Raw genomic sequence first — 15679 nt, forward strand, 5'->3', positions numbered from 1 at the left:
CCGCGTACGTCACTGCATGGGGAGCGAGGCCGCCAGTTCCCAGCCGCCCTCGGGCATCGGCCCACTGGTGAGCTCCCCGCCGAGTTCGGCCACCCGTTCGGTCAGGCCGACCAGTCCGAAGCCGCTCGGCCGAAACCGCATCCGGCCGCGCTGCTGCCGGGCCGCGTCATCGCGCACACGGACCACCAGCCGGTCCCCCTCGGCGGCCAGCAGGACGTGCACGGCGCTGGCCGAGCGGGCGTGTTTGCGGATGTTGGTCAGGCCTTCCTGGACGACGCGTTCCACGGACCGGGCGAGCTGCGGGGACCAGGCGGTGCTGTCCAGGCCGGCCTCGACGTTCAGCCAGGCGTGCTGTCCGGGGGTGGAGAAGCGTCGGACGAGGTTCTCCACGGTGGTCATGGCGGGGGCGACCGGGGCCTGCTGCTCTGCGCCGGGTTCGCGTAGCAGCCGGACCATGCGGCTCATGGCCGCCAGGCCCTCCTGCCCGGTCTTCTCGATGTTGGCGAACAGCTGGCGTGCGGTGTCCGGGGAGCGGGCTGCGATGTGCTCCCCGGCCTGGGCCTGGACGACGATGGCGGTGACGTAGTGGGCGACGTGGTCATGCAGGTCGCGGGCCAGGTCGAGCCGCTCGGAGTGGCGTACCCGCTCGACGGCGGTGCGGCGTCGGCCGTCCTCGGTGCGCAGATAGCCGCCGAGCAGTGCGAAGGCGGCCGGCAAGAGCGGGAACAGCCCGTCGAGCCGGTCCAGCACCGGCAGGTACGACAGGGAGGGCGCCCGGCCGGTCAGCCGCACGACGGCCACGAACGGCGCGAGGGCCGACAGCGTCAGCGGCAGCGGCCGCCCGTACCGGCACGACAGGCACAACACACCCAGCAGGCCGACGAGTTCGGCCCAGCCCGGGGTGCGCTGGAGCACCGTGCCTTGCACCAGTGAGGTGGTCAGCAGCGAGACCCCCGCCGCGGTCACGGACATCGCGCAGGCCGTCCACTGGCGGCCGGCCCGGTAGGCGGGCAGGACGGCGATGGCCGTGACCAGGGCGAGTGCGCCGCTTGCGACGACCGCGAGGCCGACGCCGGTTCGGCTGACCACGCCCGCGTCGATCACCAGCAGCAGCGCGCACACACCGGCAGCGACGAGGGCCTCGCTGGGCGGCCGCCGGAGAGACAGGAGCACGGGGGACATGGCGAGGAGAATAGAGGGCCGCTTGCGGCGCCCACGCCGGGGCTGCTGAGCTGGAGGCGGTCGATGAGGTGAACGCGGCCGCGTACCCGCGCGCTCCCGCCAGGCGTGGACCCGCCCCGGCCCAGGCCCCCGCCCCGTCGGCCCCGGCCCCCGCCCCGTCGCTGCCGACCGACGGGTGCGTACTTTCGGCCGATGCCCGAGGCACACATACGGTCTTTCGGTGGCACCACCGGCGGCCGGTCGGCTCGCAGAATCACCGGCGTACCGACGAACAGTTCCCCTGATCCTCAGGAGTTGTCATGCAGTCCGGCCCCTCGCGTCCCCGTACCACGTCCCTGCGGGCGGCCGGCGCCGCCGCCGTGGCGACGGTGGCCCTGACCGGCTGCGCCCTGTTCGGCAAGAGCTGGGACGTGAAGGTGGAGGTCACCGGCCCCGCGGCCACCGGCATCACCTACAGCTTCGCGGGAGAGACCGACAACATGGTGGTCAGGCAGCGGCTGCCGTGGAGCCGCGCGCAGAACGTCGGGTTCGGCTTCAACCAGGTCATGGTCGCCCATGCGCCCGCCGGAACGGCGTGCCGCATCTATGTCGACGGAACGCTCAAGGTCGAGAAGAAGAAGCCCGACTCCCACGGCACCCTGTCCTGCTTCGTGAACCTCCAGGGCTGAGGCCAGCAGTCGGAACGGGCGTCTCCGGGCGGCCAATTGCCCACACCACCACCCGGCCGACCTTCCCGGTCACGGCACTGGCCCTCGCCCCGGGGCGGTCACCCCGCGGTGACGGCGTACGCCACGAACTCCGCCCAGGCCGGGGCCGGTACGGCGAGCTGCGGTCCGTCGGCGTCCTTGGAGTCCCGGACGTGCACGGTGGTGGGGCAGGCAGCGACCTCCACACAGTCGCCGTCACCCCCACTGCTGTAGCTGGACTTCCGCCAGGAGAGGGCGATCTCCACGCAGTCGTCGCCGTCGCCGCCGCTGTAGCTGCTCTTGAACCACGCCAGTTCGGGGGTGCTCATAGCGCTCCTCGCATCTGCTCCAACAGGTCCCGGGAGTCATCCGGGGTGAGGGCCTGTGAACGCAGTTTCGCATACCGCATGTGGAGGACGCTGAGCTCTTTCTGGTCGGCTTGGAACACCCCGCCGCGCTGCCCCTCGTTGTAGGCGTACCACTGGTGCTCCGGCGTCTCCAGCAGCTGCATCGGACCGTCCAGCCCCGCGTGCGCCTCCCGCACCAGCGGCATGACCTGGATCTGGACGTGTCGCAGCCCGGCCATGAGGTCGAGGAGGTGGTCGATCAGCCCCCGGGTGACCTCCACCCCGCCGGTCCGGCGCAGGAACAGCTGCTCTTCGAGGATGAAGTCGTACGCCGTGGTCTGCTGCTCCCGGAGCAGTTGCTGACGCTCCGACCGCGCCGCCCACTGGGCCTCGACCTTCTCGTCCCCCAGCGGCGGAACCTGCTGGGTGAACAGCGTCCGGGCGTACGCCTCGGTCTGTAACAGGCCCGGGACCAGCCGGTTTTCGTAGGTGTAGAGGTTGAGCGCCTGCTCCTCCAGACCCGCCCAGACCCGGAACCAGGACGCGAAACCGCGCCGCCTGGAGAGGTGCTTGGCCGCCTTCCGCAGTACCCCGCACGCGTCCAGCACCTCCTCCGAGCGTTCGATGAAGGTCTTCGACGGCAGTCGTCGGCCCTGCTCCACCGAGGCGATGTAGTGCGACGAGTACTGGATCTCCGGCGCCACGGACTCCTGGGTGAACCCGGCCTTCTTCCGTAGTGCCTGGTACACGGCCCCGAAGATGCGCAGGCTGTCGGATGGTTCGGGTTCGCCGCCGCCGTCGTCGTCGTAGCGGTCGGTGAGGGTGGTGGTGATGGTGTCTTCCATGTCGGTGCTCCACAAGTCACTGGTCCGACCCCGCAAGTCACCCATCGTTACGCCCCGTTACTCGTCCCGTCCACCCTCCGAACTCGTACAGTTCCCGCTGTACGAGTCGGGTTCCTGGCGTATGGGCCGGCCTGCCAGCAGCGTTGCCCGCATGCACAGTCAGCTCACCCCCGACGGCGGTGCCCGCACACCCGTCACCGTACGTACGTTCACCCAGCGCTTCAGCTCCACCCGGCGGGGCGCCCGGCTCGCCCGCTACCTCGCGCTCCAGCAGCTCGACGTCTGGGGCTTCCCGTACGGCGGGGAGGTCTCCGATGCCGCCGCCCTGATCGTCGGCGAACTGGCCGCCAACGCCGCCACCCACGGGCACGTCTCCGGGCGGGACTTCGAGCTGCGGCTGCGGAAGCTGCCGGGCTCGGCGCGGCCGGGCATGTTGGTGATCGAGGTCGCCGACACCCGTACGGAGCGGCGCCCGCCGGGCCCGGGCCCGCTGGTGGTGCCGCCCGCGGACGCCGAGGCCGGGCGCGGGCTGGTCGTGGTGGCCGCGCTCGCCACCTGCTGGGAGGTGCGGGACCGGGCGCCGATCGGCAAGATCGTCCGGGCCGAGCTGCACCTGTGAGCGGGCCGTTCGGCAGATGACGCCCGGCCCGCACTCGGCTGTCGCCCTGCCTTGCCCGTCGTACTCGGGGATCCCCCCGAAGGGGCCCGTGCCTCCTCGCCGTTCGGATCCCGAGAGCCGTGTGAGCCACTTCGAGCCATGGCCCGTCGGTGACGGCCCGGCACCGGTGCCAATGGGTCAGGGACGGGTGGCCATCAGCAGATCGACCACGTAGGCCTCTTCCACCGTCCCGTCAGGGAACGCCTCATGCAGCCGCCTGCGCTCCTCGGTCAGGAAGGCACGCCGGCGTGCCTCGTCAAGGACGAGGAACGCCGAGCGGCTGCCGATGTTGGCCAGGTGTCCGTCGAAGGAGACCTCCCGACTCCAGCGCACCTGCCGGCGGGTGACCCGCAGCCCGGTCAGGCCCGCCAACCGGACCGCTTCGGCGTCGTCGGGACGCACCACGGATGCGGGCTTCACTCCGCAGTACCGTGCGATGCGCTGGTGCTGGGATCGCAGCCACGGCACGTCGAAGCTCGTCGTGTTCCACCAGATCGCCAAGGAGCCCTGCGGACCCAGGACGCGCAGTGCCTCCGGGACGGAACGCCCGGGGTCGGTCCATTGCCAGGACTGGGCGTAGGTGATGAGGTCGTGGGAGCCGTCCGCCAGGGGCAGGGCATTGCCGTCCCCTCGCACGACCGGAACGTCCGGCAGCGCCTCGTGACATTCGGCGGCCATGGCCTCGCCGGGCTCTACGGCGAGCACATGAGCGCCGCGCCCACGCAGCAGCGCGGTGGCGATGCCGGTGCCCGCGCCGACGTCCGCGACGCGGGCGCCGGCCAGGGGACGGCACGTGATCTCTTCGATACAGTCCAGGAGCGGGGACGGATACGAGGGCCTGCTCGCGGCGTACTGAGCAGCGGCGGCGTTGAACGACTGAGCACGTTGACTGGTGTTCATCACCCCATCATCGGCCGCGGGTCCGGGCGGCAGAGGATCGATCGACACCAAACCGGCGATTCCGGATGCGGCACGGGGCTCGTCCGACGGACCTGCGGCCGTAGTCGTCGGATGCGCGGCTGAGCAGGCACCGGCTGCCGGTTCTAGGGTGTGTTCATGATCGATGCCGACAGTCATCTCGCCCGCGTCACCGCACGGGTGCCACCGCCCGTTGAGGCCGTCAATGGACGCGGCGACTGGGTCGATGCGGAGCGGGCTCTGGGCACCCGGCTGCCGGACGACTACAAGCGGCTGGTCGAGACGTACGGCCGTGGTGACTTCTGGGGTGCCCTGTGCCTGTGCACCCCGTTCGGTGCGGACAACCCGGTCCGGCTCGAAGCCAACCTCCTGGAGGACTTCGGACCGATGCGCGAGAGGTGGCCCGAGGACTACCCCCACCCCTTCTTCCCCGAACCGGGCGGGCTGCTGACCTGGGCAGTGACCGACAGTGGAGCGCAATTGTGCTGGCTGACCGAGGGCTCGCCCGAGTCCTGGCCGGTGGTGATCTGGTCACGGGACGCCGACTACGAACGGTTCGACGGAGGGATCGCCGCGTTTCTGGACGGATGGACCAGCGGTCGCATCAGCTCCGAACTCCTGCACCACGAGCCGCAACTCGCCCCATGGTTCGATGCGGCGATCGAGCGCGACCACATCTACCTCAAGCTGGACGAAGGAGTCCTCCCCTACACCGAGCGGCTGCGGATCCTGCGCGAGGCGCTCGCCCCCACCGCGGACCGCAGCGCCGATGAATACAACGGCACCAGACAGGACCACTTCGTCGTCACCGGGACCGGTTGGGAGCTGACGTACGAGACGGCCTACGGGCATCAGCTCCGCGTCGCATTCCCGCCCGCCGACAGCGAAGCGGCCCGCCAGGCGGTCCTCGCGGCCCTCGACCGCATGGGGTGTGCCGTACGGTCCCTCCACACCGTCCACGGCGCATCGTCCTGGAGCCTTGGCCCGGCCAGGTCCGCGTAAGCTCCCCGGACACCGCGGAGCCACCCGGCCGCTCCGGGCCGGTCCGGCGGGCAAGGGACGTCCCCGGAGCCCCCGGTGAGGGCCGGACAGCACCCGGGCAGCACAATCTTTGGCTTGCGAAGGTCTTCCTCCCCCTCGCCCCGGGAGACAGGTTCCGTGCGCCCTCCCTCCGTAGCCTTACAGTCACTCTGGCTGGATCGGTCCGTACACCTCCCCGACGCCCAAGCAACAGCCGTAGGAGTTCTCCGTTCATGTGGTGGCCCCGTCGTCATGGTCCGGCGCAGCAGGCGAGAGCGCCGCAACCCACCCGCCACCGGCCGCCCAGCTCGCTGTGGGCCTCGCTCCGGGAGCAGTTGGCGGTCTTCTTCGCGACCTGGTCCGTGACCCGTCTCGTCCATCGCGACCTCGGGCTGTCCGGCGTACGGGACATGCAGGGGCTGGTCGACGCGGTGGCCGTACGGCGCAACAAGCCGATCACCATCACCGAAGTGCCGCTCCCGCAGCAGGTGTCCGGGTTCTGTGCCCGGGGCAAGGACCGTGACTACATCGTGGTGGACTCCACCGCGAACGAACTGACCCGCCTGCACGTCAGCCTGCACGAGCTGTTCCACCTGTGGGAGGAGCACCCGACCGAGGACGACTCCTCCGGCCAGCTGATGACCGAGGAGACCGTGCGGCAGCTGCTTCCCGGGCTGAAGCCGGGCCCGGTGCTCCAGGTCCTCGGCCGCTCGCACTACGACAGCGCCCATGAGCGACGGGCGGAGGCCTTCGCCACCGTGATGCTCCAGCGCCACCTGGAGCTGCGGCGCGATCAGAGCAGCAACGGGTTCCTCTCCTCGGCGCTCTCCCACCGGAGGTCCGGTGTCTGAGAGCACCTCGAACGTGGTCTACCTGGCCATCGCGGTCCTCGACTTCGTGATCGCCGGGTGGAAGTGCCTGGCGCTGCTGCGCGACCGCACACCGACGCTGTTCCTGATCACGGTGAACTTCGTGGCGTCCGGCCTGGTGTTCGCGATGGCCGCGCCCGCGGGCTACCGGATGCTGGGGGAGCTCACCGGCGTCCCCAGCTTCGCCACCCTGCCCGTCTACATCGGCATCCTGAGCTGCTTCTCCCTCCTCCACGTGCTCACCATGCTGTGGGATCCCCGGCTCCGGGAGCGCCCGGCGGTGCTGCGCCGCCGGGTCACGCTGTGGTCCGCGGCGTACCTCGCGGCGCCGGCCGTCATGGTCGTCACGTTCTGCTCCGCCGACCTGTCCGGGCCGACGGACCACCCCCTCACGTTCAACACCGACTTCGCAGGCGAACCGCCCGTCCAGGTGTTCCTGGCGGTCTTCCTCGCCACGCTGGCCTGCGGAACGCTGAGCACCTACCGGCAGTGCCGCAAGCTGAAGCCGGCGGACCCCCGGTTCCAACGGGCGCTGCGCTCCTTCGGCACCGCCATGCTCTTCGTCTTCGGCTACGTGGTCTGCTCCGCCCCGGCCATCGTGCTGGCCGCCTTCGGCAACCACGCCCTGGACACCGTGGGGGTGCTCGGCTCCACCTTCGGCTCGATCGGCGCCCTGATCACCAGCTACGGCCTCTCCGGAGCCGCGGTGGGCGCCTGGCTACGCGAACGCCGTGACATCAAGGCCCTGCAGCCGCTGTGGGACCTGGTCGTCGAAGGGGTCGACGAGGACCTCGCCTTCAGCGTGGACAGCGCACGGAGCCGTCGCCTGGCCTGGAACGTCGGGTTCAACCTGCACCGCCGCGTGATCGAGATCCTCGACGGGATGCGCGCGCTGCGCCCCTGGGTGTCGCCCCTGCCCGCGGCCGCCGTCCACGCCGCGCAGGAACAGCAGGAACGGCAGGAACGACAAGAGCATCAGGAACGGCAGGAGCATCAGGAACGAGGGGCGTCCCGTTGCCGTGCCGACGCCCGGCGCCTCTCGGAGCAGGAACTACAGGCGGCGGCCACCGCTGCCGCCCTGCGGGACGCGGTGCAGCGGCTCCAGGCCGCCCGGCGCGCGGCGGCGGAGCAGGGGTATTCCGGCCATCCTCAGCCGCCCGAGGGACCGCAGGCGGGGCTGCCCGGCGAGGACACTCCGGCCTCCGACGAACGCCAACGGCTGCTGCGCGTCGCCCAGGCGCTCACCGCCCCGCTGGTCGCCACGGCGCTGGAGGCCGTGCGCGTACAGCGGTCCGCCACCGAGGCGGCCGAACGGCAGTAGCCCGCGGGGCGTCCGCATTCCGGGACCGGGAGACGGGAGACGTACGGGGCGCAATTTCGCACGTGTGTCCGTCGCGCCGGTCGGCTACGGCAGAATTGCCCCGCTCCCGTGTCGGTTCGGGCCTCCTGACCAAGCCCGACGTCCTGTGGCGCGGGGGCGGGCCATCGAACCACATGGGGGATTTCCTGTGAGACGAGCTGTTGTCCTCGGCGGGAGCATCGCGGGCCTGTACGCCGCGCGTGTCCTGAGCGACCATGCCGACGAGGTCGTCATCCTCGAAGCGGATGACATGGGGGAGGACGGCACCGGCCGGGGCGCTCCACAGCGCCACCACCTGCACGCCCTGCTGTCCATGGGCCACACCCACCTCGAACGCTTCTTCCCGGGCATCACCGGCGAACTCGTCGCCGGCGGGGCGCGCCTGGGGGCCGGTCCCGAGGTGCAGTTCTACGTGGACGGGGCACTCCGGGCGCCCGTTCCCGACCTACAGATGCTGGGCGCGACCCGGCCGTTCATCGAAAGCCGGATCCGCCGGCGGCTCAGGGCCCTTCCCCAGGTGCGGGTCCTGCACGGACGGGCCCAGGGGCTGCTGTTCGACGCCGACCGGGTCCGCGGTGTGCAGTACTCCACCGCGGACGAAGCGTCGCCCACGGCCGGTGGTGCGGCGGAACTGGACGCCGACCTGGTGGTCGACGCCATGGGGCGCTCCAGCCGCCTCAACACCTGGCTGCTCGACGGCGGATGGGACCACGCTCCGCTGCACCGGATGAAGATCGACCTCGGCTACGCCACCGCCGTCTTCCGGCGCGGTGACGAACTCCCCCGTACGGTCATCGCGCATGCGTCGCCGGGCCCCGCCAGCGGGTATCAGCCCACGCTCAGCGAAGCCGGGGCGATGGCGGCGGTGGAGGACGACCGGTGGATGGTGGTGCTGGCCGGCTACACCGACCACCGCCCGGGACGCGACCCGGGCGACTTCCTGGCCCGGATGCGGCGCAGTGCGACACCGCTGCGCGAGGTGGCCGACCGCTGCACGATGCTCGGCGATGTCCGGACCTTCCCCTTCCCGGAGAGCCGGCGACGCGACTTCACTGGGCTGAGCCGGTTCCCCGGTGGGCTGGTGGCGGTGGGGGACTCCGTCGCCTCGGTCAACCCGATCTACGGGCAGGGTCTGACCCTCGCCGCGCTGCAGGCCTCGTGTCTCTCCGCGTACCTGCGCGCCGGGTCCGCTCCGCACGATCCGGCGTGGGACTACTTCCGGCGGGCCGCCGTGGTGGTCGATGCGGCCTGGCAGTTGTCGGCGACCGCGGACCTGGCCCAGCCGCATGTGAAGGGCCCGTACCCCCGTGGTTACCGGCTCACCCGCTGGGTCGGCGACAAGATCACGGAGGCCTCCGTCCTCGATCCCGAGGTCAACCGGGCGTTCATGGACGTGGTGCACATGCGGCAACATCCGAAGGCGCTGACCCGCCCCCGGGTGCTGGCCCGAGCGGCACGGGTGCTGTCCGGCCGCTGAAGACCTGACCCTCCCGCTCCTGGGGTCCGTCCCCCCGCCCGGCATTCCGGCACCCTCCCGCACCTGGCGTTACGGCCGGAGGCGGCAACCCCCTTGGGGGCCGGACGCCTTGCGGGGGGGGAGGGAGGGAAGGAGGGAGGGAGGAGCGGGGGAACGGGGAACGGGAGGGGCAATGGGGGCGCGCGGCCCGCCGTCCGGCGCCTCGAAATCGGGCCGATCCGGCCCCTCGGCGTCCATCACCTATCGTGAGCTGCACCCAAGGAGAGGGGAGCTGACGATGGCCACCTGGCCGAAGACGCTCGACCAGGCAGGGATCACGGACCCCGCGCTGCGTCGCGACTACAGCGAACAGCGTCAGCTGGTGGCGCACTACGCCCGCGCTGAGTACACGGCCGTGCGTCTGCTCCTTCCCGCCCCGCTGGTGCCCGACATCATCGCTGCGACCGCGTTCATGCACCACAGCGACGACCTCATCGACCAGGGGCCGGTCGACGAGCGCATCGCCGCGCTCGCCGACTGGGAGAGCCGGGTGCACGCCGCTCTCAAGAGCGGCGAGGCCGACGAGCCCGTGCTGCGGACGCTGCTGGACACCCTCGCCCGGCGGCCTCAACTACGGCAGTACGTCGAGGACTTCCTCGCCGGGGCGCCGCTGGAGGTACGGACCACGGGTTTCGCCTCGGAGCGCGACTTCCAGCACTACGTCGACGGCTACTCGCTGCCCGCCTTCCTGCTCATCGCCTGCCTGCTGGGCGACGGAGCACCCACGGCCCCGTACGTCGCCGGCTGCCGGACCTTCATCGAGGCGAGTCAGCGGCTGGACTTCCTCAACGACCTCGCCGAAGACCTGGCCGCCGGGCGCCTCGGCCTCCCCGAAGAACTCCTCACCCGCCACGGTCTGACCGGCTCCGGCCTGACCGGCTCCGGCCTGACCGGGTCAGGCTCGACTGGGAAGAACAGCACCGCCGTTGACGGGTTCCGCGCGCTGCTCGGGGAACAGGCGCGGCAGATCCGCGCGGGCCTGGTGGCGTCGTACGGCCTCGTGGACCTGGTGCCCGCCCACAACCGGCCGTTCGTCCGCGCTCTCATCACCATCCAGGGCCTCACACTGCGCGCGGCGGCCCGTAAGGGGACCGCGCTGCTGCACGGGTCCGCCCGGCCGCAGCTGGCGGCCGCCCTGCGGGTTCTCGTCCGGGAGTACGCGGCGGCGCGTCGCGGACGTGGTACGGGACCGGTCGCCGGAGGTACCGCGCCGAGGGCGGACGAGAAGGCCTGACCCCAACGCCCCGATCGGGCTGAACGCACCGAACGGACCCAACGCCCCGATCGGGCTGAACGCACCGAATGGGCTGAACGACCCCGACGCACCGACCGGACCTGCGACCTCCGGCCGCCTTCAGACGCCGCGCCGGCCGGGCAGCGGCCGATCCTCGGGCTCGGGCCGAGCCAGGCCCAACAGCCCCTGGATCAGGGGAAAGACCCGCCTTCTGCTCTTGGAGGGCAGGGAGCGCATCCGGTCCGTGAGCTCCCGCACCTCGGGATCCTCGGGCTCCTTGGACTCCGGCCGGCTCAGGGCCTCGGACAGCGCGTCCCGGAGTTCCCGGTCGATCCTGCTGTCACCGCTGGTGTCGCTGCGCATCGCCAGCCGGTCGATGCCCTTGCCCCGTAGCAGCGCGAGATGGGTCAGCTGCTCGTGCGTCGACTGCAGCGCCCGGTAGAGCGCCTGGCGCTCGGTGGCGGTGAAGAAACCCGGCTCGACCTCGAAGAACTTCTCCAGCTTCCGGGTGACATCCAGCCCGGGGCTCTTCCGCTTCCCGTTCAGCAGGTAGCCGACCTGGCCGTGGGAGATGCCGGCCCCCGCACCGATCTCGTCGAGGGTGTACATCTTCCCGTCAGGCTTGCGGCGGGTCTCCCGAAGGAAGACCAGGCGGTCCTGGAAGGAGTCCTGCTCCTGCTCGGATTCCTCGCCGCCGTCATCGAGCAGCGCCTGTACGCGGGGGACCGTGAGGCCCGTCCGGTGCGAGAGGTGGTCGAGGTCGATGACATCGCGCCCGAGGTCCAGGTCCCGCAGGAGCCCGTCGATCGCTGCGACGACGGCTCGAAGCCCATCCGCCGGGTGCATGTCTGAGGCATCCATGGCGATGAGCGGTCTCCTGGTCGGTGGACAGACGGGACGGCGGCACGCTCGCAGCCGCTCCGAGGCTAGCGGTAGCCAGCACCGTACGCCATGAAGGTCACCACAATTGTGTCGAGGAGCGTCGGGTGGCGGCCCGTGAAGCCGCCACCAGCACCCATGAATTAAACGATTGTTGACAACGCTGCTTTGGTTGAAGGATCCTCGCCTGGGCGATGCCGCTGAACGACCGGCGGGCACGGCGCGCAGGGGGCCGTTGGTACGTCCCGCGCCTCGCAACTGCCGCCCCACCCGGCGGTGGTGCCGGGCTCCACAGGGGAGAGCCCGGCACCACGACCGCCCGTCCGGCGGCTGGGCGGACCAGATCGAGCAGGGGGCTCACGGCACCGTGCGGGCGATCGCTCCCGCCGCGCAGGTGACCTCCGATGGAGCTTCGAGGACGAGGACGACTAGGGCGTCCGGTTGGTGCCGTTCGGGCGGTGACGGAGTCCCTGGGGCGGGTGTCCGGCGGTCGCTGCCGGCGTCAGGCTCCTGGTTGGTCTTTCGCCTTCCGCCACCACCCTCGCGCCGCTGTGCCCGGCGCCGTGACCCGACTCCCGCGCTGACGGCCGTTCCGGCGGTATCCGCCACCGGTGAGGCCGCCGGTGGGACCGCCGGGGGCGGCGGCGATCCGAACGAAATGCGCTGTTCCATGGGCCAGTTGGGCAGGTCAGGTGGACTGTCAGTGGTGTGTTTTAGGGTCAGCCCATGACCGCTAGCGTGGAAACGATCAACCCCGGTGACGTCCGTACGCGCACGGAGATCCGTGCAGCCTTCGGGGGGAGCCCGCAGGGGGGCATCTGCCCTTCTGAGGAGATGCAGAGCGTCAACCTCTACTCGGACCCGGACGTGGGTGAACGGGCCGGCTACTACGACGGCTGGTTGGCCGAGGAGGACGAACTGGGCCGGGTCTTCGAGTACACCGGTGCGGGCAAGATCGGCGATCAGACCTTCGACGGTGTTGCCGGCTCGGGGAACCGGGCGATCCTTCGCCACGCGGAGCAGGACCGGGTGCTCCGGGTGTTCACGCGGGTGGGCAAGCTCCCGAGGAGCGATACGAAGACGCACCGGTACCTCGGGACGTTCACGCTGGACGGTATGGAGCCGTACGTATGGCGCAGGGTCCATGACGAGGACGGTCACGAGCGCAATGTCCTCGTGTTCCGCCTGCGCCAGGAAGGTGCGGTGCAGCACGCTGCCCAGGACGTGATCCCGGCGGCGGCGGAGACCACGGCCGAGTTCGTGCCGTTCCGGGCGGTCACCGCGGCGATGTTCCAGTCGGATCCGGCAACCAGCGGCGCCCTGCCGCTTCCCCAACAGCGTGTGCGCAAGGGGAGTTCCGCAGGGAAGGCGGCGGCGCCCAACGCGGAGACCAGCGGCACCTTCGTCGTCCCCGAGGCCTTCAGCACCAAGCTGAGCGTGCGTGCCGCCAGTGCCGCCACGGTCGCCGTGCGGCACGAGGCCGAATTGACCCAGGCGTACAAGGCCTACCTGGACTCCTTGGGGCATCAGACGGGCGCCTTCCAGATCAAGGTGGAGGGCCTTACCTCGACGTTCCGCACCGACCTGTATGACGCGACGGATCACGTGCTCTACGAGGCGAAGGGGTCGAACTCCCGGGAGGACGTGCGGATGGCCCTCGGGCAGATCCTGGACTACAGCCGCTACGTCGAGATGCCGAGCCATGACGGTGAGCCCACCCGCGTCATCCTGCTGCCGGCCGCTCCCGCCCCCGACCTCTACAGCCTGCTCGATCGGTATGAGGTCGGGGTCGTGTACCGCGCGGACGACGGTGGCTTCGTCGGAGCGGCCGTCCCCAAGGCCGACCAGTAACGCGCCCCCTCGCGCCCCCGCTCCGTCGCCGTGCCGCGCCACGGGCGACTGCGAGGGGCCTGCCCCTGGCGACTGCGAGGGGCCTGCCCGTCGATGCCTCATCGTCGTCCTTCGACATCCCGTGACTGCTTGCGAACGTCGGCTGACTGCTTGCGAACGACGACCTCGACGATCCCCACGACGAGCGCCGCCCGTACCGCCGCTGGCTCGCCCACGCGGCGGTACGGGCAATTCGGCCAACCTCCCCTTCCTCCATGAGCTCGCGGCTCGTCTGGCCGCGCCGGCCCTCCGTGGTGGCCGCCGCCGCGCATCCCGGCTACGCCGCCACCCCCTCCAGACCGCCGCCGCCCGTAGGGAACACCGCACCGGCGCCTCATGCGTCAGGGAATTCCGACAACCGCCTCGTCGCCCAACCCGCCGGATCCGGTGCCCTCCCGACGCGCTGTGCCGCCGCCACTCCCCACCTGAAAATCGAACGCGTTTATCGGCCCCGCAACGGACTCCGCGGACGCCCCATCCCGTCATTCCGCGCCCCCTGGGCCCGCAACGACGGGACCGCTGAAAGTTTGTGGACCCGTTCCGGACAACTGAGGGGTGCACCCTGCAACTTCTCTTAGCAGACTCATTCGATTCATTTAGGTGTCTGAATCCGCCCTGTCTGTCTCTTTGCGATCTTGACGGGAAACGGCAAGGGCCGGTACCCAGTTAGACGAGAAGAAAAGCCGAGAATCACGGGAGGCCCTACCCATGGCTGGTCCTTTTCGCCTCGCCCCGCAGGAAGTGCAGGGGCACATCCCCACCTGGGGCTTCGGCAGGCAGACCAAGGTGATCGTCGACTGCAAGGCCGATGGAAACTTCGAGATGACGGCCGGCGGATCCGCGACCGAGGTCAACGCGCTCAGGGTGGGACGAAATGAGTTTGAGCGCGCCTTCGGTGGCGTTGAACTGGCCGTCAAGAACCTGACTCTTGAGGACATCACCGTTACGACGGAATAGGCGGGCGCCATGCCGTGGACGTTCGACAAGAGCCGGATGGAAGTCGTCGGCCAGCTCACCAAATCTGAGCAAGAGACCTTCGACATATTCCAGAACGCGATCCAGAGCGAGGGGCTCCACCCGGCCCAGGCGGCCGCGAGGGCCGGAGACACGAACTACAAGAGGCTGCTGGGCGATCAGTTCCAGATCCGCCTGAGTCAGAGCTCACGCGCCACATTCCTGGTCCTGGACGACGGGGGAGGAAACGGAAGGGTCGAGATGCTCCAACTCGCCGGTCATACGTAACGGGTCGTGAGGGCCAGGACGTGGCCTCGCCCCTGCCCGTGGTCGGGCAGGGGCTCGCTCGTACTCCCCGAGTGGCGTTAGATCTTCCACCGCCCGGCAATGTTCCCCAACGGCGTGGCGCCGGAATAGGGGAGGAGGTCGAGCGGATTCATCCAGGCGTCCGAGAAATGGATGTTGAGGTGAAGCGCCAGCGGGAGGAGGATGTCTTGATCCGGGTCGGCATCGATCTGGAAGAGTGCGGCACCCGCCACCGGAGACCTGAAGAGGGAATGGCCGCGAGCATCTCCCCACTGGAGGTGCCCCTTACCTACCACCCATATGCTGTCCGGCCACTCCATGGGGTGGCGAGTGCGGCACCAGTCAACGAGATGCTTGCCGATCGTCTCCAGTTTGAGGCTGTCGAACGCGACGACCATGCCTGAGGTCGGGAAGAACGCGTGAGTCTTTCCGTATGCCTTGGTGGAGCGGGGAATCGTCCCGGGAATCGGTCGGTATGCCGTCTTTGGCATCCTACGCATCCTGCTGATCTTGTTGCAGGCATCGGTGAGCTGGGCCCCGTCCAGCTTCGTCTTGACTTCGACCATCCCGTAGACGCATTCGTTGGGGATGATCCGAAACCCATTGAGGCTCGTGAACGGCGGTGTTCCGCGGTCAATCAGGACGATGTCGGACTGTGGTGACACCTCGCCGTTCGTCGCGATGACTTCCACGTTGTGCACCGCTTCGACATGAGCCGGCAAGTACCCAGAAAGAAACTGCTGGATGAGCACCTCGCGCGATGTCCCGGCCTCGCCATTGTGGTGGAAATTCTGGGACTGCTCAAAGTCGGCGCGCATTCTCTTCGCCACGGAACCGAGGATCTTACCGAGCTTGTCTTGGGCCATGCATGGATCCTAGGTCCAGGCGAGATGCCCCTGGGGTCCACTCCTTGCCAGCAAGCCAGCAAGCCAGCAAGCCAGCAAGCCAGCAAGCCAGCAAGCCAGCAAGCCAGCAAGCCAGCAAGCCAGCAAGCCAGCAAGCCAGCAAGCCAGCA

The 15679-nt window shown here is 70.0% G+C and carries 16 protein-coding genes; 10 read left to right on the forward strand and 6 right to left on the reverse strand.

Annotated elements, in window-relative coordinates:
• Positions 1–9 precede the first annotated feature (9 nt).
• On the reverse strand, positions 10–1182 hold the full coding sequence (locus tag AB0G84_RS24155) for a histidine kinase (RefSeq protein WP_361324344.1): 1173 nt from the start codon (positions 1180–1182) through the stop codon (positions 10–12).
• A 299-nt stretch (positions 1183–1481) separates the two neighbouring features.
• On the opposite strand from AB0G84_RS24155, the gene AB0G84_RS24160 reads away from it, so the two are divergent.
• A complete protein-coding gene (locus AB0G84_RS24160) occupies positions 1482–1850 on the forward strand; it encodes an MmpS family transport accessory protein (RefSeq protein ID WP_361324347.1) in 369 nt (122 codons plus the stop codon).
• Positions 1851–1948: 98 nt separating this feature from the next.
• Here AB0G84_RS24160 and AB0G84_RS24165 read toward each other — a convergent pair whose 3' ends face one another.
• Positions 1949–2197: a DUF397 domain-containing protein gene (locus AB0G84_RS24165; RefSeq protein WP_361324350.1), complete on the reverse strand. Its 249-nt coding sequence runs from the start codon at positions 2195–2197 to the stop codon at positions 1949–1951.
• Positions 2194–3060, reverse strand: a complete 867-nt coding sequence (locus tag AB0G84_RS24170; RefSeq protein ID WP_361324353.1) for a helix-turn-helix transcriptional regulator — start codon at positions 3058–3060, stop codon at positions 2194–2196. Before AB0G84_RS24170 ends, AB0G84_RS24165 begins: the two co-directional genes overlap by 4 nt.
• Positions 3061–3211: 151 nt before the next feature.
• Here AB0G84_RS24170 and AB0G84_RS24175 point away from each other — a divergent pair, with 151 nt between their 5' ends.
• The gene (locus AB0G84_RS24175) at positions 3212–3679 is read left to right on the forward strand and encodes an ATP-binding protein (protein ID WP_361324356.1); all 468 of its coding nucleotides are present in this window, start codon (positions 3212–3214) and stop codon (positions 3677–3679) included.
• Positions 3680–3856: 177 nt separating this feature from the next.
• Here the strand turns inward: AB0G84_RS24175 and AB0G84_RS24180 are convergent, their stop codons facing one another.
• On the reverse strand, positions 3857–4618 hold the full coding sequence (locus AB0G84_RS24180; protein WP_361324359.1) for a methyltransferase domain-containing protein: 762 nt from the start codon (positions 4616–4618) through the stop codon (positions 3857–3859).
• A gap of 156 nt (positions 4619–4774) precedes the next feature.
• Between AB0G84_RS24180 and AB0G84_RS24185 the strand changes: the two genes are divergently transcribed.
• The 5 genes from AB0G84_RS24185 to AB0G84_RS24205 all read left to right on the forward strand — a co-directional run bounded on the left by AB0G84_RS24185 (position 4775) and on the right by AB0G84_RS24205 (position 10635).
• Positions 4775–5638, forward strand: a complete 864-nt coding sequence (locus AB0G84_RS24185; protein ID WP_361324362.1) for an SMI1/KNR4 family protein — start codon at positions 4775–4777, stop codon at positions 5636–5638.
• 251 nt (positions 5639–5889) lie between these two features.
• On the forward strand, positions 5890–6507 hold the full coding sequence (locus AB0G84_RS24190) for a hypothetical protein (RefSeq protein WP_361324365.1): 618 nt from the start codon (positions 5890–5892) through the stop codon (positions 6505–6507).
• Positions 6500–7846 carry an MAB_1171c family putative transporter gene (locus tag AB0G84_RS24195; RefSeq protein WP_361324368.1) on the forward strand — a complete coding sequence of 449 codons (1347 nt, stop codon included), beginning with the start codon at positions 6500–6502 and terminating at the stop codon, positions 7844–7846. The genes AB0G84_RS24190 and AB0G84_RS24195 overlap by 8 nt, the downstream gene beginning before the upstream one ends.
• Positions 7847–8033: 187 nt before the next feature.
• The gene (locus tag AB0G84_RS24200; RefSeq protein WP_361324371.1) at positions 8034–9362 is read left to right on the forward strand and encodes a hypothetical protein; all 1329 of its coding nucleotides are present in this window, start codon (positions 8034–8036) and stop codon (positions 9360–9362) included.
• A 277-nt stretch (positions 9363–9639) separates the two neighbouring features.
• The gene (locus AB0G84_RS24205; protein ID WP_361324374.1) at positions 9640–10635 is read left to right on the forward strand and encodes a squalene/phytoene synthase family protein; all 996 of its coding nucleotides are present in this window, start codon (positions 9640–9642) and stop codon (positions 10633–10635) included.
• A gap of 120 nt (positions 10636–10755) precedes the next feature.
• On the opposite strand, the gene AB0G84_RS24210 is transcribed toward AB0G84_RS24205, so the two are convergent.
• Positions 10756–11496, reverse strand: a complete 741-nt coding sequence (locus AB0G84_RS24210; RefSeq protein WP_361324377.1) for a helix-turn-helix transcriptional regulator — start codon at positions 11494–11496, stop codon at positions 10756–10758.
• Between the two features lie 744 nt (positions 11497–12240).
• Here AB0G84_RS24210 and AB0G84_RS24215 point away from each other — a divergent pair.
• The 3 genes from AB0G84_RS24215 (at position 12241) to AB0G84_RS24225 (ending at position 14646) form a co-directional block, all read left to right on the forward strand.
• Positions 12241–13365: a hypothetical protein gene (locus tag AB0G84_RS24215; RefSeq protein ID WP_361324380.1), complete on the forward strand. Its 1125-nt coding sequence runs from the start codon at positions 12241–12243 to the stop codon at positions 13363–13365.
• Positions 13366–14112: 747 nt separating this feature from the next.
• On the forward strand, positions 14113–14361 hold the full coding sequence (locus tag AB0G84_RS24220) for a hypothetical protein (protein WP_361324383.1): 249 nt from the start codon (positions 14113–14115) through the stop codon (positions 14359–14361).
• Between the two features lie 9 nt (positions 14362–14370).
• A complete protein-coding gene (locus tag AB0G84_RS24225) occupies positions 14371–14646 on the forward strand; it encodes a hypothetical protein (RefSeq protein ID WP_361324385.1) in 276 nt (91 codons plus the stop codon).
• Positions 14647–14723: 77 nt separating this feature from the next.
• Here AB0G84_RS24225 and AB0G84_RS24230 read toward each other — a convergent pair whose 3' ends face one another.
• Positions 14724–15530: a DUF6602 domain-containing protein gene (locus tag AB0G84_RS24230; protein WP_361324388.1), complete on the reverse strand. Its 807-nt coding sequence runs from the start codon at positions 15528–15530 to the stop codon at positions 14724–14726.
• Positions 15531–15679: the final 149 nt, after the last annotated feature.

Origin of the sequence: Streptomyces sp. NPDC020742, assembly GCF_040641675.1 — a bacterium.
In the GTDB taxonomy this organism is placed as follows: domain Bacteria; phylum Actinomycetota; class Actinomycetes; order Streptomycetales; family Streptomycetaceae; genus Streptomyces.